Here is a 24,122-nt window from a genome sequence, read left to right on the forward strand (position 1 = left end):
AAAGGGCGGCCGAGAGGCCGCCCTTCGTGTTTTTGGCTTTAGCGAGATTTACTCGCCGGCCGCTTCGCGCGGGGCCTTCTCGCCATCACCGCCCTTGCCCTCGAGGTCTTCGCCGGTGGTCTGGTCGACCACCTTCATCGACAGGCGGGTCTTGCCGCGGTCGTCGAAGCCGAGCAGCTTGACCTTGACCTTGTCGCCTTCCTTGACGACGTCGGAGGTCTTCTGCACGCGCGCGGAAGCGAGCTGGCTGATGTGAACGAGGCCGTCCTTGGAGCCGAAGAAGTTCACGAAGGCGCCGAACTCCATCACCTTGACGACGGTGCCCTCATAGATCTGACCGACTTCCGGATCGGAGGCGATCGACTTGATCCACTTGATCGCGGCCTTCATCGCCTCGCCGTCGCTGGAAGCGACCTTCACGGTGCCGTCGTCCTCGATGTTGACCTTGGCGCCGGTCTTCTCGACGATCTCGCGGATGACTTTGCCGCCGGTGCCGATCACTTCGCGGATCTTGTCGGTGGCGATCTTGAAGGTCTCGATGCGCGGCGCGTATTCGCCGAGCTCTGCGCGGGCGTTGGTGAGCGCCTTCGACATCTCGCCGAGGATGTGGATACGCCCATCCTTGGCCTGGCCGAGCGCGACCTTCATGATCTCCTCGGTGATGCCCTCGATCTTGATGTCCATCTGGAGCGAGGTGATGCCGGCTTCCGTGCCGGCGACCTTGAAGTCCATGTCGCCGAGATGATCCTCGTCACCGAGGATGTCGGAGAGAACCGCGAAGCGCTTGTCTTCGAGGATCAGGCCCATCGCGATGCCCGCGGTCGGCCGCTTCAACGGCACGCCGGCATCCATCAGCGCGAGCGAAGCGCCGCAGACCGAAGCCATCGACGAGGAGCCGTTGGATTCGGTGATCTCCGAGACCACGCGGATCGTGTACGGGAACTCGTGATGCGGCGGCAGCACCGGGTGGATCGCGCGCCAGGCAAGCTTGCCGTGGCCGATCTCGCGGCGCTTGGTGCCGCCGAGGCGACCGGTCTCACCGACCGAGTAGGGAGGGAAGTTGTAGTGCAGCAGGAACGTCTCTTTGTAAGTTCCCGCAAGCGCGTCGATGTACTGCTCGTCCTCGCCGGTGCCGAGCGTGGTCACGACCACTGCCTGGGTCTCGCCGCGGGTGAACAGCGCCGAACCGTGGGCGCGGGGCAGCACGCCGACTTCGGCGATGATGCTGCGCACGGTCTTGCTGTCACGGCCGTCGATGCGCTTGCCGGTGTCGAGGATGTTCCAGCGAACGATCTTGGCTTCGAGCTCCTTGAACACGCCGCCGATGCGCAGCTTGTCGTATTTCGGCTCCTGCCCTTCGGGGAAATAATGGGCGATCACCTTTTCCTTGACCTTGCCGACCGCGGCGTAGCGATCCTGCTTGATCGGAATGGCGTAGGCGGTGCGCAGCTCCTGCTCGACGAGGCCGAGCATTTCCTTTTCGAGCGCCGAATTGTCGATCGTGGTGACTTCGCGCGGCTCCTTGGCGGCCTTCTCGGCGAGCTCGATGATCGCGTTGATCACCGGCTGGAAGTGGCGGTGACCGAACATCACCGCGCCGAGCATGATGTCTTCGTTCAGCTCCTTGGCTTCCGATTCCACCATCAGCACGGCGTCGGCGGTGCCGGCGACGACGAGGTCGAGCTGGGTGTCGACCATCTCGTCGAGCGTCGGGTTGAGGATGAACTCGTCATTGGCGAAGCCGACGCGCGCTGCGCCGATCGGGCCCTTGAAGGGCGCGCCGGACAGGGTCAGCGCAGCCGACGATGCCACAAGCGCCACGATATCGGGATCGTTCTCCATGTCGTGCGACAGCACGGTGACGATCACCTGGGTCTCGTTGCGCCAGCCGTCGACGAACAGCGGACGGATCGGACGGTCGATCAGGCGGGAGACCAGCGTCTCCTTCTCGGTCGGACGTCCCTCGCGCTTGAAATAGCCGCCGGGAATGCGCCCCGCAGCGTAGGTCTTTTCCTGGTAGTCGACGGTCAGCGGCAGGAAGTCGACGCCTTCACGCGGCGTCTTCGCGGCGACGACGGTGGCGAGCACCACGGTCTCACCATAGGTGGCGACGACGGCGCCGTCGGCCTGGCGGGCGATCTTGCCGGTTTCGAGCTTGAGAGGGCGTCCGCCCCAGTCGATCTCGACTGAATGCTTATTGAACATAGAGGTCTTCTTTCATGGGTTCTCGAAAGAAGGGACGGCTCGAAAAACAAAAACCATGTCAAGATTGCAGGACGCTGATCGGAGCGGGCGATCAGCGTCCTGCGATCCTGCCATGGTTTTCGGATTTCGGATGGCGTCCATCCTTTCGGGTCATACGGGCGCCTTGCCCGTTGTGCCCAGCCGCCGGATTGCTGCTGGACTGTCAGTCGGCACGAACGCGAACACCGAATCGCGGTCTTCGCTTACATGCCCCGGATGCGAATCATCATTGGCCCGCACCCGATGTGCGCGTGAGCCTCGATCAAAAACCCTAAAATAAGCGCCTTCGCTCGAAACCACGCGCAAAAACGCGCGCCGATGGCGCGCGCAAGAACTCTTAACGACGAATGTTGTGCTTCTCGAGCAGCGCCTTGTAGCGCGCCTCATCCCGCTTCTTCACGTAGTCGAGGAGCGAGCGGCGGGTCGACACCAGCTTCAAGAGGCCGCGACGCGAATGGTTGTCCTTCACGTGGGTCTTGAAATGGCTCGTGAGGTTGTTGATGCGTTCCGAAAGGATCGCGACCTGCACCTCGGGCGAACCGGTGTCGCCGGCTTTGTTGGCATTCGTCTTGATGACTTCCGCTTTGCGTTCTGCGGCAATCGACATCGTCAATTTCTCTCGTTGCGACCGGAGCTGGCAGTCAGGCCGGTCAGGTTGAACACACGCTTGGGGATGATTTCGCCATTGCCAACTTCAGCAAGCGCCAGAAGACGGCCTGCCACCGTGACATAGACTGTGCCGCTACTTGTGGGCGCATCCCGTCCGCGCAATAAAACGGCTTGGCCCCGATGGAGCCTTGCCGCATCAGCCCGAGTGACGGCCAGTGCCGGGATGTCGTCCAGCGCGGTCTCAACGGGCATAAGCGCGTCGGCGAGGCTCCCCTCGCCGGACGCGGCTCTATCGCACAAAGCCTCCAACTGATCCAGCGGAATCATGTCGTTCTCGCCGAATGGGCCGACCAGGGTCCGCCGCAGCGCGCAGATATGGCCGTAAGTGCCGAGAATCCGGCCCATATCGCGGGCGATCGCGCGGACATAGGTGCCCTTGCCGCACTCGGCCTCGAACGTGGATCTGCCGCTATCTGGTTGATCTGCAAGGGATAAATGATGAATCACGACCGGGCGCGGGGCCAGTTCCACGATCTCGCCGTCGCGGGCGAGGTCATAGGCGCGCTCGCCCTGGACCTTGATGGCGGAATAGCGCGGCGGAACCTGCTCGATCACCCCGGTAAAGCGGGGCAGCAGGGCCTCGATGGCCTCGCGCGTGGGGCGCTGGTCGGACGTATGAGTCACCCGGCCCTCGACGTCGTCGGTGTCGCGTTCCTCGCCCCAGCAGACCGTGAAGCGGTAGCGCTTGCGGCCGTCCATGACGAAGGGAACCGTCTTGGTGGCCTCTCCAAGCGCGATCGGCAGGCCGCCGGAGGCGAGCGGATCGAGCGTGCCGGCATGACCGGCGCGCTTGGCGTTGAACAGGCGCTTGAGCACGGCGACCGCCTGGGTCGACGTCATGCCGATCGGCTTGTCGAGCACGACCCAGCCGTGAACGTCGCGCCGGTCGCGGCGCGGCTGCTGACCCTTCTGCTGCTTGTTGGCCCGCGGATCGTTGTTGACGCGACGCGTCTCCTGCTGCGGCTGAATATCGCCGCCGACGTCTGCAAAATTATTTTTCTGCACGTCGCGCGTATCGGGCTCTTCGCTGCCGATTGTGCCGTGAGCCGGGTCCATCATCATTGCTCTTCTTCCCGATCCGCATCCGGATCCTGTTCCAAGTCCTTCTGCACCGCAGGTGTTCGCAAAAGCTTCTCGATCCGTTCCGCTTCGTCGAATCGTTCGTCGGCGCGGAAGCGAAGGTCAGGTGCAAATTTCAGGTTAACGCGCCGCGCGACGTCGCCGCGCAGGAATTTCTTGTTGCGCTCAAGCGCAGCGAGAACCACCTCGGTGTCGCGGCCACCGAGCGGCATCACGTAGATTGTCGCGAGCTTCAGGTCGGGCGACATCCGTACCTCCGGCACGGTGATGATGTGACCTTCGAGATCCGCATCATGCACACTGCCTTGCGCCAGAATCTCGGCTATCGCGTGGCGAACCTGCTCGCCGACACGCAGCTGACGCTGCGAGGCGCCGGGTGCGGAACTCTTCTTCTGGTGGTGGCGGGGCATAGTTCGAAATCACCTCGTCATGCCCGTGTTTGGGACATGGGCATTGTCATTTGTCCTGCTGAAACGAATGAGGCGTGGATGGCCGGAAAAAATCCGGCCATCGCACTCCCGCAATTTCAGTTCAAAAAGATCCGCGCGCTTCGGTAAGATTTGGACTTACAGGGAGCGCTGGATCGTCTCCACGCGATAACACTCGATCACGTCACCGGCACGCATGTCGTGATAGTTCTCGAAGGCCATGCCGCATTCCTGGCCGGCCTGGACTTCCTTCACTTCGTCCTTGAAGCGCTTCAGCGTCGACAGCTTGCCTTCGTGCACGACGACGTTGTCGCGGATCAGACGCACATTGGCGCCGCGTTCCACGGTGCCGTCGGTGACGCGGCAGCCGGCAACCTTGCCGACCTTGGAGATGTTGAAGATCTCCAGGATCGAGGCGTTGCCGAGCATGGTTTCGCGCAAGGTCGGCGCGAGCAGGCCGCTCATCGCCTTCTTCACGTCGTCCACGAGGTCGTAGATGATGTTGTAGTAGCGGATTTCGATGCCGTTGCGCTTGGCGGCGGCAGCGGCTTCCTTGTTGGCACGAACGCTGAAGCCGATGATCGCGGCGTTGAAACCTTCCGCGAGCGTCACGTCCGACTCCGAGATGCCGCCGACGCCGGCATGCAGGATGCGGGCTGCGACTTCGTCGGTGCCGAGCTTCTCCAGCGAGCCGAGGATCGCTTCCAGCGAGCCCTGCACGTCGGCCTTGATGATCAGCGGGAATTCCTTGCGGCCCGCGGTCTTCAACTGCGACATCATCTGCTCGAGCGAGCCGCGCATGCCGGAGATCGAGGCAGCCGCGTTCTCGCGCTTTTGGTGCGCGCGGTAGCTGGTGACCTGGCGGGCGCGGGCTTCGTTCTCGACGACGGCGAGACGATCGCCGGCTTCCGGCGGACCGTTGAAGCCGAGCACCTCGACCGGGACCGACGGACCCGCTTCCTGCACCGTCTCGCCCTGATCGGAGATCAGCGCGCGGACGCGGCCCATCTCGGCGCCGGCGACGATGATGTCGCCGACACGGAGCGTGCCGCGCTGGACCAGCACGGTCGCAACCGGACCACGACCGCGATCGAGCTTGGCTTCGATCACGGTGCCTTCGGCCGGGCGCTCCGAATTGGTCTTCAGGTCGAGGATGTCGGCCTGGAGCGCGATCATCTCGAGCAGCTTGTCGAGATTGGTCTTGTTCTTGGCGGACACTTCGACGTCGACGACTTCGCCGCCGAACGACTCGACCTGCACCTCGTGCTGAAGCAGCTCGGTGCGGACGCGCTCGGGCTTGGCGTCGGGCTTGTCGATCTTGTTGATGGCAACAATGATCGGCACGCGCGCCGCCTTGGCGTGGTTGATGGCTTCGATCGTCTGCGGCATGACGCCGTCATCGGCCGCAACCACCAGCACGACGATGTCGGTGACCTTGGCGCCGCGGGCGCGCATCGCGGTAAACGCGGCGTGGCCGGGCGTGTCGATGAAGGTGATCTTCTTGCCGCTTTCGGGCGACAGCACCTGATAGGCGCCGATATGCTGGGTGATGCCGCCGGCTTCGCCGGAGACAACGTTGGCATGACGGAGCGCGTCGAGCAGCGAGGTCTTGCCGTGGTCGACGTGACCCATCACGGTCACGACCGGCGAGCGGGTCTCGGTGTCGGTGGAGTCCTCGATGGCGTCGAACAGGCCTTCTTCGACGTCGGACGCCGCCACGCGCTTCACGGTGTGGCCGAGTTCTTCGGCGATCAGCTGCGCGGTGTCGGCATCGATCACGTCGGTGATCTTGTGCATCGCGCCCTGCTTCATCAGCATGCGGATGACGTCGACCGCGCGCTCGGCCATGCGGTTGGCGAGTTCCTGGATGGTGATCGCTTCCGGAATGATCACCTCGCGGATCAGCTTTTCCTTCGGCTCGTTCGAGGCATGGCCCTTCAGGCGCTGGGTACGGCGGCGGAACGAGGCGATCGAGCGCTCGCGCACCTCGTCGGCATTGAGCGCGGTGACGAGTGTCAGGCGGCCGCGTTCCTTCTGCGGACCCGGCTTGTGCGTGGTCTTGGGGGCTGCCACGGGACGCATGGCGCCGCCGGGACCGCGACGGATCTGGCGCGGACCGTCATCCTCGTCCGGTCCGGCTGCGACGCCGGGGGCGCGAGCCGCCGGTCCACCCGGCCGCTGTGCGGTCGTTGTCGCAGGTCGCGCTGTCGTCGTTCCGGGTCGCCCTGTGGTCGTGGTCGTCGCAGGTCGCGCCGTGGTCGGCGCGGAGCGCGGTGCGCTGGCCGCCGGTGCGGCCGTCGCCGTGCGTGCCGCAGATTGCGACTGCTCGCCCTCGCCAAAGCGCTTCTTGGCCTCGGTCTCGGCCTTGCGCTTGGCTTCCTCTTCATGGCGATGCCGCTCGTCCTCGGCCTTGCGGCGGGCTTCGGCGGCTTCGCGCTCGACACGCTCGGCGCTTTCGCGGACGGCGCGGCGCTGGGCTTCGTCTTCGGCCTGGCGGCGCTCTTCGACTTCGCGCACCTTGGCATCGGCCAGCGCGCTGGCGCGGGCGGAACGTTCGTCCTCGGTCAGGGTGCGCAGCACCACGCCGGAGCCGGAGTTACGCGGCGGAGCGGGGCGCGCGGGAGCGGGTGCAGGCGCGGCCGGAGCCGGCTTTGCAACAACCGTGGGAGCCTGCGGCTCGGGGCTGCCGTCGATACGGCGCTTGCCGCGCTTCTCGACCACGACCTGCTTGCTGCGGCCATGGCTGAAGCTCTGGCGCACAGTGCCCGTTTCGACGCGCGGCTTGAGCGATAGCGTCTTGCTCGGAACGCTCAGCTTCTTGTCGTCAGGGGTCTTGGTATCAACCATTCAGCAGTCCTAATCCTGATCTTGTTAACGTTGTGCGTTGCCGCACCGTTCTGTCGGGGGTCGTTGTCTCTCAGAAATCCTGGCCGTGCTTTTCGGCAGTCTTGTCATCGTCCGCCAGCCGGTATCGGACCAGCATCTGGCTACGTGACAGGAATGTCTTGCTCGCCGGGCCCGCAAGCAGGGCAGCATGTATCACATTTGACCGGGTAAGTGCCAAATCCAATTCTATCGATTTCAATGCGGTAACGACGGGAATCGGCAGCTTGGCACCGCGATTTTCGTCATTTTGCCGCGCCAGCATGTCCAATTTGCGGATTCCGTCCGCGGCCCCGTCGCTGGCATGGATCAGGACCTCGACCGTGCCTTCCCGCAGGGCGCTTTCGACCTTGCCGAAGCCGGCAACGATCTGCCGCGCCTTGGCAGCAATCCCAAGGGCTTCGGTGACGCTCCGAACCAGGAGCGCCTCGATGTCGGCGGGAAGCGTCGGAGGAATGCGCAGATCGCGCTTGAAGGCTTTGGTAAATTGGTGACGACGGGCGGCTTCCGCAACCACCTGTCGCGATGCCGTCACCCACATGCCCCGTCCGGGCAGCTTGCGCTTGAGATCGGGAACTATCTGCCCGTCCGGCGATAGGACGAAGCGGATCAGCTCGTCGATCGGCCGGACCTCGCGGCTGACCACGCACATCCGCATGGTCGCGGACCTTTCGGTCCGCGGGCCATTGTCGAGATCGTGGTCAGTATCTGCGAGCATCCGGGCGACATTCTCCTTGGCCCTTAAGCCGGCTGATCTTCAGCCGCCTCAGCCTCTTCGGCCGGCTTGGCCAGGTCGGCTTCGGTGATCCAGCCCGCCTTGACGCGCGCCTGCATGATCATCGATTCAGCATCGTCACGGGAGACGCCGAGGCCTTCGAGCGCACCGGGGAATTTGGTCTGCTCGCCGCCTTCCTTGCGCTCGGTCCAGCCGACCAGATCGTCGGTGGCGCAGCCGGCGAGATCGTCGACCGACTTGATGTCGTTCTCGCCGAACTTCACCAGCATCTTCAAGGTCACGCCGGGCACATCCTTGACCGCGTCCTCGACGCCGAGTTCCTTGCGCCGGGCTTCGATCTCGGCTTCCTGCTGGTCGAGATATTCACGGGCGCGGTTCTGGAGTTCCTGCGCGGTCTCCTCGTCGAAGCCCTCGATGCCGGCGAGTTCCTTGATGTCCACCATCGCGAGTTCCTCGACCGAGGTGAAGCCTTCGGAGGCGAGCAACTGGCCGACCACCTCGTCGACATTGAGCGATTCCATGAAGACGCGGGTGGAGTTCTCGAAATCGGCCTGGCGGCGCTCCGATTCTTCCTGCTCGGTCAGGATGTCGATGTCCCAGCCGGTGAGCTGCGAGGCGAGGCGGACGTTCTGGCCGCGGCGGCCGATCGCCAGCGAGAGCTGGTTGTTGGTGTCGGGCACCACGACCTCGATGCGCTCGCGGTCCTCGTCGATGACGACCTTGGACACTTCGGCGGGCGCCAGCGCGTTGACCACGAAGGTCGCGATGTCGGGCGACCACGGAATGATGTCGATCTTCTCGCCCTGCAATTCGTTCACCACCGCCTGCACGCGCGAGCCGCGCATGCCGACGCAGGCGCCGACCGGATCAACCGAGGAATCACGGGAAATCACGCCGATTTTCGCACGCGAGCCCGGATCGCGGGCAACCGCCTTGATCTCGACGATGCCGTCATAGATTTCCGGCACTTCCTGCGCGAACAGTTTCGCCATGAACTGCGGATGGGTGCGGGAGAGAAAGATCTGCGGCCCGCGGGTTTCGCGGCGGACGTCGAAGATGTAGGCACGGACGCGGTCGCCGTTGCGGAACACCTCGCGCGGCAGCATCTCGTCGCGGCGGATGATGGCTTCGCCACGGCCGAGATCGACGATCACGCTGCCATATTCGACGCGCTTGACGACGCCGTTGACGATGTCGCCGATGCGGTCCTTGAATTCCTGATATTGCCGGTCGCGCTCAGCCTCGCGCACCTTCTGCACGATCACCTGCTTGGCCGATTGCGCGGCGATGCGGCCATATTCCAGCGGCGGCAGGGTGTCGGCGATGGTGTCGCCGACCTGTGCGCCTGGGTTGGCGCGCTGCGCATCCACCAGCGAGATCTGGTTGGAGTGGTTCTCGACATTGTCGACAACCAGCATGTGGCGCGACAGCCGGAGCTCGCCCTTCTTCGGGTCGATCTCGGCGTGAACGTCAGTCTCGCTGCCGTAACGCGCGCGCGCCGCCTTGGCGATGGCGTCCTCCATCGCGGCGATGACGATGCCGCGGTCGATCGATTTCTCGCGCGCAACGGCGTCGGCGATCTGGAGCAGTTCGAGTCGATTGGCGCTGACTGCCATGGCTAGTCTCCTTCGTCAGGCTCGATCTCGCCGCGCCGCGCACGGTCGGCGGCAAGACGATGTTTCTTTGTATTGGTCGGTGCCGGCTTTTTTTGCGTATTGATCAGGGCCGGCTTCTTTTGCGGCTTGGTGTTCTTGGTGATCTTCGCACTGATCTCCGCGTGCGGCGCAGCCGGCGGCTCCAGGCCGAGATTGCGGCGTATCTCGCGCGCCTCGGCCTTGCCGCGGCGCATGGATTGCGCGATCAGCTCGTCGGTCAGCACCAGCCGCGCCTCGCCGATATCCTCCATCACCAGGAGAACTTCGACATCGTCGCCGGCCTTTAAATCGTCGCGTATCAGCCGGATGGCGTCACCTTCGACACCCGCGATCTTGCCGCGGAACCGCTTCCGTCCCTCATGGGCGACCGCCATGTCGACCTTCACGAGATGCCCCGTATACCGCTCGAAATCGGAGCGCCGCACCAGTGGCCGGTCGATCCCGGGCGAGGAAATTTCCAGCCGATAGGCGCGCTCAACGGGGTCGGCGACGTCGAGCACGGGCGACAGCGCCCGCGAGATCGCTTCACAATCCTCGATCTGCATCGAACCGTCCGGACGCTCGGCCATGATCTGCACGGTGCAGCCGGCCTCGCCTGAAATGCGGATCCGCACCAACCGGTAGCCCATGCCCTCGAGCACGGGACCTGCGACCGCAGACACGCGCGCAGCCGCGCCCGGCTCGACCACAAGCCGCGGTTCGGCCAGCAATTCGGCATCCGTGGAACCAGTATTCGGTTCGGTCATATCCAGGGTCGGGGCGCTCGATGGTTAAGGCTAGGTTAACGACTTTCGCACGTTAAGATTTGCAGAGCCTGCTTCGGAACTCTTCGTCCCGACAATTCGTCGGGTCGCGCATCTTTCGCCAAGCCGCGTTCAGGTAATAAAAAAGAGCGGGTCCTTTCGGGCCCACTCTCACTACGCGGATCGTATGAGAAGATGAAGTTGGCGCTGATATAGCCCTTTCCACCCTCCCGGACAAGGCCCATCGCAGCCGGGAGCGGGCTTTTTGCGCCCATCCGGCGTCCCCGGAGCAACGCTTCCTTCATCAAGGGGGCCTAAATTTCCCGATTGTGGGGCGGCTTGAGCCTATGGCGCGCCCACGGCGTGCCAGATTCGAGTTGCGTTCCATGACCGTTGCTACGTCGCTCATTCCCGGACTGGACGATATCGTCAGACGCGGCGATCCCAAGCGCCGTGGCGAGATCGCGCGCGCCATCGCCGCGTTGTTCTTCCAGGACGCAGCAAAGCTTCGTCCCGACCTTGTCGATCTCTTCGACAATCTCCTGATCGATCTCGTCCCTCATGCCGAGCTTGCTACGCGCGCCGACCTCGCGGAGCGCTTCTCGTGGCTGGACAATGCACCGCCCCATCTGGTCGGCCAGCTCGCCCGCGAAAATGAAATCATGGTGGCGGCTCCCGTACTGCGCCGTTCGCCCGTGCTCGATGATGCCGCACTTGTCGAGATCGCCCGGCTGAAGGGCCAGGGTCATCTGCTGGCGATGACGGAGCGGCCGATATTGTCGGCCGACATCACCGACGTGCTGGTCGAGCGTGGCGATCGCGACGTGGTGCGCCGCGCTGCCGGCAATGCCGGCGCGACGTTCTCGGCGGGCGGCTATTCGGAACTGATCAAGCGCGCCAGCCAGGACGGCGTGCTGACGCTCAAGATCGGCCAGCGCGAGGATCTCTCCGGCGAGAATCTCAAAGAGCTTCTGAACGGCACGCTCGACGTCATTCGCCGCCGTCTCTCGACCGTGGTCAATCCCGACCGCCAGGTCGAGATCAAGCGCGCCATGTCCGCGATCGAGGAAGCCGCGCTGCCGCCCGGGCCGCGGCGGGATTTCTCGGCGGCGCAACGCACGGTGCTCGGCCTGCATCGCGGCGGCCATCTCGGCGAGAGTGCGCTGCTCAGCTTCGCCAAGGCGAACAAATACGAGGAGTCGATCGCTTCGCTCTCGGCGATGTCCGGCGTCAGGCTTACGACCCTCGACCGCCTGATCGCGGGCGACCGCTACGATCCGATCTTGATCCTGGGCCGATTGCTGAACCTGGGCTGGCCCACAGTGCGCGCGCTCATCCTGATGTGGTACGGCGCGAATCGCACGCCGGCTGATGCCGATCTTGAGCAGGCTCGCGTGAACTTCACGCGCCTGATGCCCGCGACAGCCGAGCGCGTCGTGAATTTCTGGCGCAACCGGCGGACGATCTAGATTCTCTTGAACCGCAAGTAAGCCGCCCTGCGTCCCTCGCGCGCGGCTTTTTTCCCGTAGCGCGTCATGGTGTAGCCGGCCCAGGGCAGCCGGAAATCATCGGCGCATTCCGCAAGCCACCGAAAATCCGGCGAACGCGCGAGATGCGACAGTGTCCAGGCGCAGTAATCGTCGATGTCGCAGACGAAGCGGAATTCGCCACCCGCCTTCAGAACGCGCGCCATCGCGGCAATTGTTCTGTCCTGAACGAAACGCCGCTTCCAGTGCCGCCGCTTCGGCCAGGGATCGGGATGGATTAGATCGATCCGCGATAGCGAGGTTTCCGGCAGCCAGGCCAACAACTCTGCGGCATCGCCCGCGAGCAGGCGGATATTGCCGATGTCGCCGGCCTCGATCTGCGCGAGGATTTTCGCCATGCCGTTGACATAGGGCTCGCAGCCGATGAAGCCGGTTGCGGGAAAACTCTGCGCCTCCGCCGCAAGATGCTCGCCGCCGCCAAAGCCGATCTCGAGCCGCACATCGTCGGCTGCGGGAACGAAGATATCGCGAGCATTCGCCGGCGCCGCGGTCGCGATGTCGAGCGAAAGACGCGGCAATAGATGATCGATCAGCTCCGCCTGGTGCTGCCTGAGCTTGTGGCCCTTGCGGCGTCCGAAGAAGGCGCGCTCGCTGTCCTCGCGCTCCGGATCTGATTTGCGCTCGCTCATCGCAGCGTCTGGTACAGACGGTAGAGCAGTCGCGCGCGCGGCTCGAGCGAGGAGACGTAGATCTGCTCATAATGGGTGTGCGCGCCCTTGCCGTCGACGCCGAGCCCGTCGAGCGTGCCGGTGTGCGGAGCCGTGAAATTGCCGTCCGAGCCGCCGCCCGTGTGGGTGTCGATCAGTTCGAAGCCGATCTCCGCGGCGACCGTCTTCGCGTGCTCGTACAGCGAGGCGCCCGCATTGCCCTTCTCGTAAGGAGGACGATTGAGCGCGCCGGTCACCGTGACGGTGACGCCTTCGGTTTTCGACGTCAGTCCGAGGATCTTGCCGACGAACTCGTCGGCATCGGCAAAGCTCGGCACGCGCAGATCGACTTCGGCATAGGCGTCTTCCGGCGTTACGTTCGGCCGCGAGCCGCCGCGCACCACGCCGACATTGACGGTGACGCCGCGCTTCAAATCGTTCATGCCCTCCAGCGCCTGGATGACATTGGCGAGCTCGCGGATGGCGCTGCGGCCGTCTTCCGGTCGCGAGCCGGCATGGGCTGGCACACCCTTGATGAAGACCTCGAAGCGTCCGACGCCCTTGCGGCCGGTGACGATCTTGCCGCCGTCGCGCGCAGGCTCCGTCACCAGCACGTATTTGGCCTTGCGTCCTTCCTTCTCGATCAGCGCGCGCGACGTCGGGCTGCCGATCTCTTCGTCAGACGTGAACATGTGGGTGATGCCGAGCGGCGAACGATCGGGTGTCGCGCAGAGCTCGCGAAAGGCGTGATAGGCAATGTAGGCGCCGCTCTTCATGTCGTAGATGCCGGGACCGAACGCGCTGTCGCCCTCGACCTTGAATGGCAGGCGCGCGATGAATCCCATCGGGTGAACGGTATCGAGATGACTGAGCACCAGGATACCAGGCCGGTCCTGACCCCAGGTCGAACGCACCACGAGATGATCGCCGCAGCCATCGATGCCGGCGACGCGTTCGAGCGTGACAGGCAGATCGCGATAATGTTCGGCAGCCATTGAGGTCAGCTTGTTGACCTGTTCAGGCACTTCCGTCGGTGTCTCGATCTCCACCCAGCGGCGGATACCATCAAGGATAGTTTGGGAATCGAACGAATTGGTGCTCGCCATGGGCGTATCTGTGCCTTTGAACCGGATCATCGGAGAGGAGCACGCTGAACGCGCGCCCGCAAAGGACGACATAGGCCAGATTTGGCGCAGTCTCAAATCGTAAGAGGATGGCGCGTCAGCGCTTGTCGGGCCCTTCGCGGGCGGCGATCTGTTCGACGAGGTCGACGATCGAGCGGCGCAGCTTCGAATCGGTGATTCGGGTGAACGCCTTGGTCAAAGCGAGCCCTTCGGAGGTCGCGAGGAAGTCGGAGACATAGGACGGCGAGGCGCCTTCTGCGAAGCCGTTCGAGCCGGCCACGCCGCTCGGTCCGCCCTCGAACAGGAACGACACCGGCACCTGGAGAATCTCGGAAATCTGCTGAATACGGCTCGCGCCGACCCGGTTGGTGCCCTTCTCGTATTTCTGAACTTGCTGGAATGTCAGGCCCAAAGCTTCACCGAGCTTTTCCTGGCTCATGCCCAACATGATGCGGCGCATGCGCACGCGACTGCCGACATATTTGTCAACAGGGTTGGGCGCTTTCGACATTTCCTCAGCCCTCCAAACACCACCGTCGGCGCAATATGAAGTATTGCCTCAGGTGACAGCGACGTCAAAACTTCACTCTGATTGGGGAAACATTGCGGAGAAATTTAGCAATGCACCGCTGTCTTATGCAGCGGGTGCAGAATGGGGAGCCCGCCTGCAATCTGTCAACCGTGGGACTGCGGTTGTCAAAGGTTTCCGGCCGCTTCGACCGGAAACCGCTAGCGACGGTGTGATCAGGGGTGCCGTTTGGCAACACGCCGCCGCACCGCCAGAATCACAGCCAGTGCGACGAGCATGGCTGCGGGGATGTCGCCGACTCTCGCATAGATAGTGGGCGGGATTGCGGTGGGCAGGTTTGCATCCAAAATGCCTTCGATTCCAAGGCCGAGGCTGGCCACGGTTCGCCCCACCGGATCGACTACCGCCGAAACGCCGGTATTTGCGGAACGGACCAGTGGCAATCCGAGCTCGATGGCGCGCATCCGCGCCTGCTCAAGATGCTGGTACGGACCGGTCGAGATGCCGAACCAGCCGTCATTGGTGAGGTTCACGATCCAGCCCGGGCGCTCGTCATGCGTACCGACCTCGCCGGGGAAGATCGCCTCGTAGCAGATCAGCGGCAGCGCAGGCGGCGCGCCGGGCAGCGGCAGCACGTGCCGCACCGTGCCGGGAATGAAGCCACCGCGCATCCGCGTCAGTTGCTCGAAGCCGAGCTTCTCCATCAAATCCTGGTAGGGAAGAAATTCGCCGAACGGCACGAGGTGCAGCTTGTCGTAGACCGAGAGCACGCTGCCCTCGTGGTCGATCACATAGATCGAATTATAGGCTCGCGTGATCGGCGTGCCACGCGGCAGATCGGGTGCGCGAACCGACCCCGTGATCAGCACTGTTCCTTTGGGCAGCAGCTCGGCGATTTGCGCCATCGCGTCGGCTTCACGGGTCAGGAAGAACGGAAACGCAGATTCTGGCCAGATCAGAATCGTGGCAGCGCTCACGCCAGTCGATTGCGGTCCGGAGGCGCGGTCCGACAGCGCGAGATATTTCTTCATCACCTCCGCCTTGGCGGCGTAGTTGAATTTTTGGTCCTGCTGGAGGTTCGGCTGCATCAGGCGCAGCTTGGTGCCCGCAACCATCGTGGTCGGATGCAGCGACATGCGGATCGCGCCGAAGATGCCCATCACGATCAGCAGTGCGACGGCCGCGGCCGGCACGCGCCACGCCGGGCGGCGATCGGGCGTGCGGTCGATCAGCACCGCGGGACTCGCGAAGATCGCCACCGTGAGGAACGTCATGCCCCACTGGCCGATCAGCGATGCCGTCTGCGCCAGCGGCAGCGGTTCCGATAGCGCATAACCGAAGGCGTTCCAGGGAAAGCCCGTCAGCACGTGCCCGCGCAACCATTCGCCGATGGTGAGGCTTGCGGCGAGCGCGAGAATGCGCGTGGCATCCTTGGTCCAGAGCAGGCGGGCCAGCGCGAAACCGATCGCCGTGAAAATGGAGAGATAGGCCGGCAAGCCCAGCACCGCGAAGGGCGTCAGCCAGGCGAACACGTCGGCATCGACGAAGAAGGCATAGCCGATCCAGTAGAGACCGGGGACGAAATAGCCGAGCCCGAACCAGTAGCCGGTCAGTGCTGCAGCGGGCACACCGCCGTATCGTCCGGCGCCGGCGCCGTCGATCAGCCAGACCAGCACAGGGAAGGTGATGAACAGCACCGGCCAGGCGTTGAACGGTGCAAGGGCCAGAACCGACAGCGCGCCGGCCGCCATCGCAAGGACGGCGCGCTTCCATCCCCACGTCAGGATGACGGCGAGGGCGATCTGGCAGAGACGCTGGAACGAGCTCACTGTGAACCGGTCCCGTCGGCAGGCGGCGGGGTGGGCGTGTCGCCGGACTGCGGCTGACCGCTCTCCGGCGTGGCTTCGCGGCGGCGGCTCTCGCGCTGGGTGCGCGGTGCGGGACGTTCCTTCCGCGTCGAGATGCGCAGCCGCTTGACGCGGCGCGGATCGGCATCGAGCACCTCGACCTCGTAATGGCCGGGACCCGAGATCACCTCGCCGCGCACCGGCAGGCGGCCGACGAAGCTGACGAGATAGCCGCCCAGCGTCTCCACTTCCTCGCCGGCCTCGCCGGTGACGAAGTCCTCGCCGATCACCGTGCGGACGTCGTCGAGGCTGGCGCGGGCGTCTGCGATGAAGGCGTTGTCGGGCAGGCGCACGATCGAGGGCGGCTCGTCGCTGTCATGCTCGTCGTCGATCTCGCCGACGATCTGCTCGACGATGTCCTCGAGCGAAACCAGCCCGTCGCTGCCGCCATATTCGTCGACCACCAGCGCAAGGTGAATGCGCGTGGCCTGCATCTGCGCGAGCAGGTCGATCGCCCGCATCGACGGCGGCACGTAGAGCAGCTTGCGGATGATGCGCGCTTCCTGGAGCGGCAGCGCGAGATCGACCGTGCGCAAATCGAGTCCGGCCGGCAGCGGCTTCTTGCGCTTGGCCTTGGTCGCGTCCGGCACGCGGGCGCGTGCGGTCATGAAGGCGAGCAGGTCGCGGATGTGGACGATGCCGACGGGATCGTCGAGCGTCTCGTCGTAGACCACGAGGCGCGAATGGCCGGCGCTCTCGAACCGGTCCATCAGCTCGCCGAGCGGGATGTCGCGCTTCACCGCGATGATGTCGGCGCGATGCACCATGACGTCGGCGATGCGGCGCTCGTGCAGGGCGAGGATGTTGCGCAGCATGGTGCGCTCGACGGTCGAGAACCCGGTGTCGTCGGGCGTGGTGGCATCGAGCACGACCTGAAGATCGTCGCGTACCGATCCCGCCTTCCAGCCGAACAGCGTGCGGATGGCGCGCAAGAGCCAGCCGTCCGCGGTCGGACGCAGCACCTCGCCGGGCGTCACCACGGCCGGCAAATTGGGCGTGTTGCGCGGATTGTCGTGGGTCGGGTCGGAATCCGGCATCTCAATCCATCCGTCAGCGGTCGGCATAGGGGTCGGGTATGCCGAGATGCGCCAGGATTTGGGTTTCGAGCGCTTCCATTTCCTCCGCGTCGTCGTCGTTTTCGTGGTCGAAGCCGATCAGGTGCAGAAAACCATGCACGGCGAGATGGCTCAGATGATGGTCGAACGGCTTCTGCTCGTCGTCCGCCTCGCGCCGCATGGTCTCGTAGGCAATCGCGATGTCACCGAGCATGCGCGGTGCATCGCCCGGCTTCCATTCGCCTTCCGGCTGGAGCGCTGGAAACGACAGCACGTTGGTCGGCTTGTCGATGCCGCGCCAGTTGCTGTTGAGCGTGCGGATGCCGGCATCATCGGTCAGCATCACCGCCACTTCCGCTTCCGCAACATCCTCGTCGACCGTCTCCGCCGCGGCGGCGACCGCGCGCTGGATCACGGCATCGGCGTCGGGCTCGCTCTGCCAGCAATCGGCGACGACGAGGACCTCGGTGGTGGGAAGGTTGGGATGCGACATGGCTTTGTTCGGAACGAAAAGGGCGCTGTGTCCGCGCCCGTATGGTCCGGCTGTTGTCTCGTCAGGATTTGTTGCCGGTGGCCGGCCGCTGCGGCAAGCCTTCGTAGGCCGAAACGATCCGCGCCACGAGCTCGTGGCGGATCACGTCTTCGGCGGTGAAATGAACTTGCGCAATACCTTCGACGCCGTTCAGCAGCCGGGTCGCTTCCGCGAGGCCCGAGGTCTGGCCGTTCGGCAGGTCGATCTGCGAGGGATCGCCGGTCACGATCATGCGGCTGTTCTCGCCGAGACGGGTCAAGAACATCTTCATCTGCATCGATGTCGTGTTCTGCGCCTCGTCCAGGATGATGGCGGCGTTGGTGAGCGTGCGGCCGCGCATGAAAGCGAGCGGCGCGATCTCGATCTCGCCGGTCTGGAGCGCGCGCTCGACGATGCGGGCATCCATGAGGTCGTAGAGCGCGTCGTAGATCGGGCGAAGATAAGGATCGACCTTCTCGCGGAGATCGCCGGGCAGGAAGCCGAGCCGCTCGCCGGCTTCCACCGCCGGACGCGACAGGATGATCTTGTCGACCTCCTTGCGCTCGAACAGTTGCGCGGCATGCGCGACCGCGAGCCAGGTCTTGCCGGTGCCGGCCGGGCCGATGCCGAACACCAGCTCATGGCGCTTCAGCGCGCGGATGTAGGAATCCTGCGCGGCCGTGCGTGCGCGCACCGGGCGCTTGCGCAGATTGATGCTGTCGAAGGTCGACTTGGCGGATTTGGCGTCGAACTCGAACAGCGAGCCTTGGGCGATCACGGCGCGGATCGCGCCTTCGACCTCACCCTGGTCGACATCCTGCCCCTTCACCGCATGGGCGTAGAGCGTCTCCAGCACGCGGCGCGCCGCATCGCAGCCGTCGCGCGTGCCGCCGATGGTGATGTGGTTGCCCTTGGAATCCACGACGACGCCGAGCCGCCGCTCGATCTGCGCCAGGTTCTGGCCGTAGGGGCCGACCAGCGCCGATGCGGCGCGGTTGTCGTCGAAGTCGATGACGACCTGGGTCTCGGGCGGAACTTGCATGTCGCGGTCAAATTTGCGGCTGGGAGCGAAGGAAGGCGAATCCGATGCGCTTTTGGGCAAGGGTTCAGGCTCCAGTGGCGATGGGTGAGAAAGCGGGCTCGCGCGTCATGCGCGGCGTCACGAGCTCACCGAGGAAGCTATAGCGTTCGAGGCTGTCGATCCGGACCGGCAGGATTTGTCCGATGATGTCGGGCGGGGCCATCACATGTGCGGGCTGGAGAAAGGCGGTGCGGCCGACGATCTGGCCGTCCTTGCGGGCTGGGCGCTCGAACAGCACATCGACCGTTGCGCCAATCGCAGCCTTGTTGAAGGCCGATTGCTGGCTGTCGATCAGTTCCTGGAGCCGCTCCAATCGCTGGTCCATTTCGGCGGGGGACACCGTCTCCTGCATATCCGCGGCCGGCGTTCCCGGCCGGGCGGAGTATTTGAACGAATAAGCCGCAGCGTAGCCGATTTGCGTGACAAGCGCGAGGGTGGCGAGAAAATCTTGCTCGTTCTCGCCCGGGAAGCCAACAATAAAATCTGATGAAAAAGCAATGTCTTGGCGTGCAGACCGGAAACGGTCGATGACACGCCGATAATCATCGGCGGTATGTTTCCGGTTCATGGCGGCCAGGATCCGGTCCGAGCCCGACTGCACCGGCAGGTGCACGAACGGCATCAGCGCGTCGAGATCGCGATGGGCTGCAATCAAGTCGTCATCGACGTCGCGGGGGTGGCTGGTCGAGTAGCGCAACCGCGCGATGCCGGGAATCCGCGCCAGATGCTCGAGCAATTTGCCGAGCGGCCAGCTTTTTCCGTCCGGTCCGTCGCCGTGATAGGCGTTGACGTTCTGCCCGATCAGCGTGAGCTCGCGCACGCCGTTGTCGGCGAGCCGCTTCACGTCGTCGACGATCCTTGCCACAGGGCGCGAGACTTCCGCACCGCGCGTATAGGGCACGACGCAGAAGGTGCAGAACTTGTCGCAGCCTTCCTGCACCGTGACGAAGGCGGAAATGCCGCGCGCGCGGATCGCTGCGGGTTTTGGCTGGGCGAGGAAGCCGAACTTGTCTGCGGCCGGAAACTCGGTCTCGATCGCGCGGCCTTGCTCGCCGGCGCGCTTCAACAGCTCGGGCAGGTGATGATAGCTCTGCGGGCCGACGACGACGTCGACCGTGGGCGCACGGCGCACGATTTCCTCGCCTTCGGCCTGCGCCACGCAGCCCGCGACTGCGATCTGCATCGTGCGGCCTTCGCGTGCGGCCTCATCCTTGGCGACGCGCAGGCGGCCGAGCTCGGAATAGACTTTTTCGGAGGACTTCTCGCGGATGTGGCAGGTGTTGAGAATGACGAGGTCGGCATCCTCGGCGTTCGCCGTCTCCACGAATCCTTCCGGGGCCAGCGTGTCCACCATGCGCTGGGCATCGTAGACGTTCATCTGGCAGCCAAATGATTTGATGTGCAGCTTGCGCGGCGGCTTCATGGAACCCGGAATGGAGGTGGAGGACGGCCCTCAGATATAGGCTGGAGCGGCGAAAATCCAGCGAATCGGGCCATTCGGGCCGTCATTCCAGGGCACGCACCAGTGCGTAGTGAGGAATCTCGCGCCAAAACCTCTGGATTCCGGGTTTGCGCGCGTTGCGTGTGCCCGGGAACGACGGTGAGGGGCAAAATCACCCTGCCACGGCGTCGGCCGCGACCCGCCGGACCAGCTCCGGCAGCTGATGCATGTCGGCAAAGAGCAGGTCAGCGCCTGCCTGGCGCAGTGTCTCGGCATAGCCGTCGCGGCAATGGCTGCCGCCGTGGAAGCCGAACACGGTCATGCCGGCCGCCCGCGCGCCGGCGATCCCGGCCAGGCTGTCCTCGATCACGACACAGCGCTCCGGCGGCACGCCCATTTCGTGGGCCGCGAACAGGAACAGATCCGGCGCCGGCTTGCCGTTCTTCACCTGAGAGGCCGAGAAGATGTTCGGCGCGAGGCGCTCGTAGAGTTCGGTGCTCCCGAGGCTCACGCGCATGCGCTGATGCGAGCCGCTCGAGGCGACGCAGACGGCTTGCGTGACGACATCGAGCACGTCGTGGATGCCGCGGATTTCTTCGAGGTCGGCCTCGAACGCGCGAAACAGTTCGTCCTGCAAATCGCCGTGATAGGCCTCGGGCAGCTTGCGGCCTAGTTCGGTCTCGATCTCGAGATTGGCCTGCCGTGTCGAGCGGCCGAGAAAGCGCGCGAACACCTGATCCGGCGTGATCGGATAGCCGTGCCTGGTCAGCACATCGGCATGCGCGCGGCAGGAGATCTCCTCGCTGTCCACGAGCACGCCGTCGCAATCGAAGATGATGAGATCGATGGGCACTAGCTTTTGGACGTGTCGTCGTCGAGCGGAACGCAATAAAGCTCGAGCCGGTGATCGACCAGCTTGTAGCCGAGCTTGCGGGCGATCTCCGCCTGGAGCTTCTCGATCTCTTCGGAGGTGAACTCGATCACCTTGCCGTCGCGCAGATTGATGAGGTGGTCGTGATGGCTGTCGCGCATCGTCTCATAGCGTGCGCGGCCCTCGCGGAAATCGTGCCGTTCGATGATGCCGGCATCCTCGAACAGTTTGACGGTGCGATAGACCGTCGAGATCGAGATCTTGTCGTCGACCGCGACACAACGCCGGTACAGCTCTTCGACGTCGGGGTGATCGAGCGCCTCCGCAAGCACGCGGGCGATGACGCGGCGCTGCTCGGTCATGCGCATGCCGGTGGCGGCACAGCGCGCCTCGATGCCGGACGCCTTGGATGCGGAGGAAGGTTTAAGTCCAGTCATGTGTTGTCTGCCTGACGGGGCGCTATCTGCCATCAATATTACGACAAGTCACGTCGCATCAGAAGTGCGTTCAATTGTTCCCCGTTGGCCTGCTTATAGTAGCGTTCGCGGCGTCCGACCACCACGAATCCGCCTCTATCGTAGAGCCGCCGCGCCGGCTGGTTGTTCTCCTCGACCTCCAGAAATATCGTGCGGACGCCGCGTCCCGCGAGGTGACCGAGATGGGTCATCAGCAGCGTGCGGGAGAGGCCGCGGCCGCGATGGGTCTGGTCGACCGCGACCGAGAGGATCTCCGCTTCGTCCGCGCCGATCCGCGATACGGCGAAGCCGATTGTCTTGCGGCCCAGGCGCAAGCGATGGACCAGCGTGTTGCGCTCGCTGAGCATGGTCTCGAACTCGCCTTCGCCCCAGCCGCGGGCGAAGGAGGCGCCGTGAAGCTGTGCCAGCCGCGCGGCGTCGCGCACCGAGGCCGGCTCGACGGCCGCCGTGCCGCCGCGCCACCATTCCGATAGCCATTTCATCATGAGGTTGCGGCTTGGGCTGCCAGCGGCTTCTGTGCGGCAGGCTTTGCATCGGGTGCGCGCAGATAGAACGGCCGCGCCGGATTGGTGTCGGGATCGGCGGCAGCACCAAGCCACGCGACCCAGCTGATGTCGGGCGCGGCCTGCGCCTCGACCGCAACCGGTCGTGGCGCATCCTTCGGCCAGCGGTCGGCGAGAATCTGTGCGGCATTGCCGACCAGATGCGGCGCGCCGAATTGCGAGGCGGCGATCGCCTCATCGATGCTGGCGACTTTAGGCCGCACCAGCTGGCTGCCGTCGCCGGCGACGATCTGGAAATAGACGTGATCATGCCGCGCATCGATCGCGGAGATCACCGGCGCCGATTTGCTCTGGCCGACGATGGCGGCCGCATAGGCGGATAATGTCGTAAGCCCAACAGCCGGCCGTTTGGCCGCGAGTGCAAGACCGCGTGCGGCCGAAATGCCGACGCGCAGGCCGGTGAAACTGCCGGGACCGACGGTGACCGCGATCCGGTCCAGCGTCGTGAATGCGAGATTTGCCGACTGCATGACGCGTGCAATCATCGGCATCAGCGCCTCGGCATGGCCGCGCTTCATCAGAAGCTGCTCCTGCGCAAGGAGCTCGCCGGCATCTGTGTCGAGGACGGCAGCCGCGCAGGCCTCCAGCGCTGTGTCGATGGCAAGGATCAGCATGGATGAGCGAATGGTGAGTGGCGAATGGCGGACAGCTTAGCCGATCGGAGTTCCATTCGCCATTCGCTACTCACCATTCGCTGTTAATCACATCGGCCGGACTTCGACCACGTCCGGCACGAAGTGCTTTAGCAGGTTCTGGATACCGTGCTGGAGCGTTGCGGTCGATGACGGGCAGCCGGCGCAGGAGCCCTTCATGTTGAGATAGACGATGCCGTCCTTGAAGCCGCGGAAGGTGATGTCGCCGCCGTCATTGGCGACCGCGGGCCGCACACGGGTCTCGATCAGATCCTTGATCATGTCGACCGTCTCGGCGTCAGACTCGTCGAAGAACTCGTTTTCGTCGTCGAGATCGGCATCGCTGGTGGCCACACCGTCGGCGAGCAGCGGCGCGCCTGACATGTAGTGCTCCATGATGGCGCCGAGGATCGCGGGCTTGAGCTGCTGCCATTCACCGTCCGCCTTGGTCACGGTGATGAAGTCCGATCCATAGAACACGCCGGTGACACCGGGCACGTCGAACAGCTTCTCGGCGAGCGGCGAACGCGCGGCGGTTTCGCGGCTCGCAAACTCGATCGGGCCGCCATCGACGACGACGCGGCCGGGAATGAACTTGAGCGTGGCGGGATTGGGGGTGGCTTCGGTCTGAATGAACATGGCTTTCTCCGGACGTCGCCGGTTCAAGGCCGGCGCGTAATCTATCCAGTAGCAGATGGCGACGGCAAACGCACGGTCAAGGGGTGGGGAGGCCGTTTCGTTGTTATATCAGCAGGTTAGGGCGGTGCCTACCCTCGCCTTCCAGGGGAGGGTGGGCAGCAAACTACGACAGCGCGTCCACGCTTTGATCGCTCAGCGCGCCGGAGATGATCGTGACCGGAACCGGGAACGTGCCCAGCGCATGCGCGAGCAGGGCCACCCACGGCCCCGGACCTTCCGCGCCGGGGCTGGCAGCGAGCACCAGCATGGCAATGTCCGGGTCCTCGTCGATCACCGCGAGCAGCTGTTCCATCGCGGCACCTTCGCGGATGACGCGCTCCGGTGTGATCGCGGCGATGCCGTTGGCACGGCCGGCGGCGCGGTCGAGCGTGGCGTTGGCCTCTTCATGCGCCTCGGCGCGCATGATGTCGACGACCCCCAGCCATTGCTGGTTCTGGTCCTCGATCTCGATGATGCGCAGCATCACCACGCGACCGCCGGCGCGGATCGCCCAGCGGCTGGCGTAATAGACCGCGCGATCCCATTCGGCGGTGTCGTCAACGATGACAAGGCATTTGGGCTTGTGACCCGGCTCGAAGCACTGTCGCTTGCTGGTCATGCA

24 protein-coding genes are annotated in these 24,122 nt (G+C 64.5%); 2 read left to right on the forward strand and 22 right to left on the reverse strand.

The features are described 5' to 3' along the window. Positions 1–48 precede the first annotated feature (48 nt). The 4 genes from pnp to rbfA form a co-directional block, all read right to left on the reverse strand. The gene (pnp, locus tag UB31_RS26265) at positions 49–2,205 is read right to left on the reverse strand and encodes a polyribonucleotide nucleotidyltransferase (protein ID WP_045012944.1); all 2,157 of its coding nucleotides are present in this window, start codon (positions 2,203–2,205) and stop codon (positions 49–51) included. A gap of 376 nt (positions 2,206–2,581) precedes the next feature. Then, entirely contained in the window at positions 2,582–2,851 is a 270-nt protein-coding gene (rpsO, locus tag UB31_RS26270; RefSeq protein ID WP_045004919.1) for a 30S ribosomal protein S15, read from the reverse strand. Between the two features lie 2 nt (positions 2,852–2,853). Further along, positions 2,854–3,975, reverse strand: a complete 1,122-nt coding sequence (truB, locus tag UB31_RS26275) for a tRNA pseudouridine(55) synthase TruB (RefSeq protein WP_045012945.1) — start codon at positions 3,973–3,975, stop codon at positions 2,854–2,856. Then, positions 3,972–4,349: a 30S ribosome-binding factor RbfA gene (gene rbfA, locus UB31_RS26280; RefSeq protein ID WP_245306060.1), complete on the reverse strand. Its 378-nt coding sequence runs from the start codon at positions 4,347–4,349 to the stop codon at positions 3,972–3,974. The genes truB and rbfA overlap by 4 nt, the downstream gene beginning before the upstream one ends. Between rbfA and UB31_RS42650 the strand changes: the two genes are divergently transcribed. Continuing rightward, positions 4,266–4,550 (forward strand): hypothetical protein, encoded by a 285-nt coding sequence (locus tag UB31_RS42650; protein WP_245306061.1) that lies wholly within the window; start codon positions 4,266–4,268, stop codon positions 4,548–4,550. The genes rbfA and UB31_RS42650 overlap by 84 nt on opposite strands. 9 nt (positions 4,551–4,559) lie before the next feature. On the opposite strand, the gene infB is transcribed toward UB31_RS42650, so the two are convergent. The 4 genes from infB to rimP all read right to left on the reverse strand — a co-directional run bounded on the left by infB (position 4,560) and on the right by rimP (position 10,441). Beyond that, positions 4,560–7,268: a translation initiation factor IF-2 gene (infB, locus tag UB31_RS26285; RefSeq protein ID WP_045012947.1), complete on the reverse strand. Its 2,709-nt coding sequence runs from the start codon at positions 7,266–7,268 to the stop codon at positions 4,560–4,562. A gap of 70 nt (positions 7,269–7,338) precedes the next feature. Continuing rightward, on the reverse strand, positions 7,339–8,022 hold the full coding sequence (locus UB31_RS26290; RefSeq protein ID WP_045012948.1) for an RNA-binding protein: 684 nt from the start codon (positions 8,020–8,022) through the stop codon (positions 7,339–7,341). A gap of 23 nt (positions 8,023–8,045) precedes the next feature. Beyond that, complete coding sequence (nusA, locus tag UB31_RS26295; protein ID WP_045004927.1) at positions 8,046–9,656, reverse strand: transcription termination factor NusA; 1,611 nt, start codon at positions 9,654–9,656, stop codon at positions 8,046–8,048. A gap of 2 nt (positions 9,657–9,658) precedes the next feature. Continuing rightward, positions 9,659–10,441 (reverse strand): ribosome maturation factor RimP, encoded by a 783-nt coding sequence (rimP, locus tag UB31_RS26300; RefSeq protein ID WP_045012949.1) that lies wholly within the window; start codon positions 10,439–10,441, stop codon positions 9,659–9,661. A gap of 383 nt (positions 10,442–10,824) precedes the next feature. Between rimP and UB31_RS26305 the strand changes: the two genes are divergently transcribed. Continuing rightward, positions 10,825–11,907, forward strand: coding sequence for a DUF2336 domain-containing protein (locus UB31_RS26305; RefSeq protein WP_045004929.1), 1,083 nt, complete (start codon positions 10,825–10,827; stop codon positions 11,905–11,907). On the opposite strand, the gene trmB is transcribed toward UB31_RS26305, so the two are convergent. From trmB to UB31_RS26375, 14 genes are all read right to left on the reverse strand, one after another. After that, complete coding sequence (trmB, locus tag UB31_RS26310; protein WP_045012950.1) at positions 11,904–12,614, reverse strand: tRNA (guanosine(46)-N7)-methyltransferase TrmB; 711 nt, start codon at positions 12,612–12,614, stop codon at positions 11,904–11,906. The two genes, UB31_RS26305 and trmB, sit on opposite strands and share 4 nt — an antisense overlap. Continuing rightward, on the reverse strand, positions 12,611–13,768 hold the full coding sequence (locus UB31_RS26315; RefSeq protein ID WP_045013002.1) for a M20 family metallopeptidase: 1,158 nt from the start codon (positions 13,766–13,768) through the stop codon (positions 12,611–12,613). The genes trmB and UB31_RS26315 overlap by 4 nt, the downstream gene beginning before the upstream one ends. Before the next feature lie 85 nt (positions 13,769–13,853). Beyond that, entirely contained in the window at positions 13,854–14,267 is a 414-nt protein-coding gene (locus tag UB31_RS26320) for a helix-turn-helix domain-containing protein (protein WP_045004935.1), read from the reverse strand. 233 nt (positions 14,268–14,500) lie between these two features. Then, a complete protein-coding gene (gene lnt, locus UB31_RS26325; RefSeq protein ID WP_045012951.1) occupies positions 14,501–16,114 on the reverse strand; it encodes an apolipoprotein N-acyltransferase in 1,614 nt (537 codons plus the stop codon). After that, the gene (locus UB31_RS26330; protein ID WP_045013003.1) at positions 16,111–17,229 is read right to left on the reverse strand and encodes a hemolysin family protein; all 1,119 of its coding nucleotides are present in this window, start codon (positions 17,227–17,229) and stop codon (positions 16,111–16,113) included. The genes lnt and UB31_RS26330 overlap by 4 nt, the downstream gene beginning before the upstream one ends. A gap of 13 nt (positions 17,230–17,242) precedes the next feature. Then, on the reverse strand, positions 17,243–17,740 hold the full coding sequence (gene ybeY / locus UB31_RS26335) for an rRNA maturation RNase YbeY (protein WP_045012952.1): 498 nt from the start codon (positions 17,738–17,740) through the stop codon (positions 17,243–17,245). A 61-nt stretch (positions 17,741–17,801) separates the two neighbouring features. Continuing rightward, the gene (locus UB31_RS26340; protein WP_045012953.1) at positions 17,802–18,800 is read right to left on the reverse strand and encodes a PhoH family protein; all 999 of its coding nucleotides are present in this window, start codon (positions 18,798–18,800) and stop codon (positions 17,802–17,804) included. Between the two features lie 64 nt (positions 18,801–18,864). Then, a complete protein-coding gene (gene miaB, locus UB31_RS26345; protein ID WP_045012954.1) occupies positions 18,865–20,262 on the reverse strand; it encodes a tRNA (N6-isopentenyl adenosine(37)-C2)-methylthiotransferase MiaB in 1,398 nt (465 codons plus the stop codon). 190 nt (positions 20,263–20,452) lie between these two features. Next, positions 20,453–21,133 carry an HAD family hydrolase gene (locus tag UB31_RS26350; protein WP_045012955.1) on the reverse strand — a complete coding sequence of 227 codons (681 nt, stop codon included), beginning with the start codon at positions 21,131–21,133 and terminating at the stop codon, positions 20,453–20,455. Further along, on the reverse strand, positions 21,133–21,588 hold the full coding sequence (locus UB31_RS26355; RefSeq protein WP_045004945.1) for a Fur family transcriptional regulator: 456 nt from the start codon (positions 21,586–21,588) through the stop codon (positions 21,133–21,135). Before UB31_RS26355 ends, UB31_RS26350 begins: the two co-directional genes overlap by 1 nt. A gap of 38 nt (positions 21,589–21,626) precedes the next feature. Further along, positions 21,627–22,112, reverse strand: a complete 486-nt coding sequence (gene rimI, locus UB31_RS26360; protein WP_045004947.1) for a ribosomal protein S18-alanine N-acetyltransferase — start codon at positions 22,110–22,112, stop codon at positions 21,627–21,629. After that, positions 22,109–22,804: a tRNA (adenosine(37)-N6)-threonylcarbamoyltransferase complex dimerization subunit type 1 TsaB gene (tsaB, locus tag UB31_RS26365; RefSeq protein ID WP_045004948.1), complete on the reverse strand. Its 696-nt coding sequence runs from the start codon at positions 22,802–22,804 to the stop codon at positions 22,109–22,111. The genes rimI and tsaB overlap by 4 nt, the downstream gene beginning before the upstream one ends. 87 nt (positions 22,805–22,891) lie before the next feature. Then, positions 22,892–23,461, reverse strand: a complete 570-nt coding sequence (locus UB31_RS26370; protein WP_045012956.1) for a NifU family protein — start codon at positions 23,459–23,461, stop codon at positions 22,892–22,894. 163 nt (positions 23,462–23,624) lie between these two features. Beyond that, a complete protein-coding gene (locus UB31_RS26375) occupies positions 23,625–24,119 on the reverse strand; it encodes a universal stress protein (RefSeq protein WP_045012957.1) in 495 nt (164 codons plus the stop codon). Positions 24,120–24,122: the final 3 nt, after the last annotated feature.

The sequence above is a fragment of the Bradyrhizobium sp. LTSP849 genome, from assembly GCF_000938255.1.
GTDB lineage: Bacteria > Pseudomonadota > Alphaproteobacteria > Rhizobiales > Xanthobacteraceae > Bradyrhizobium.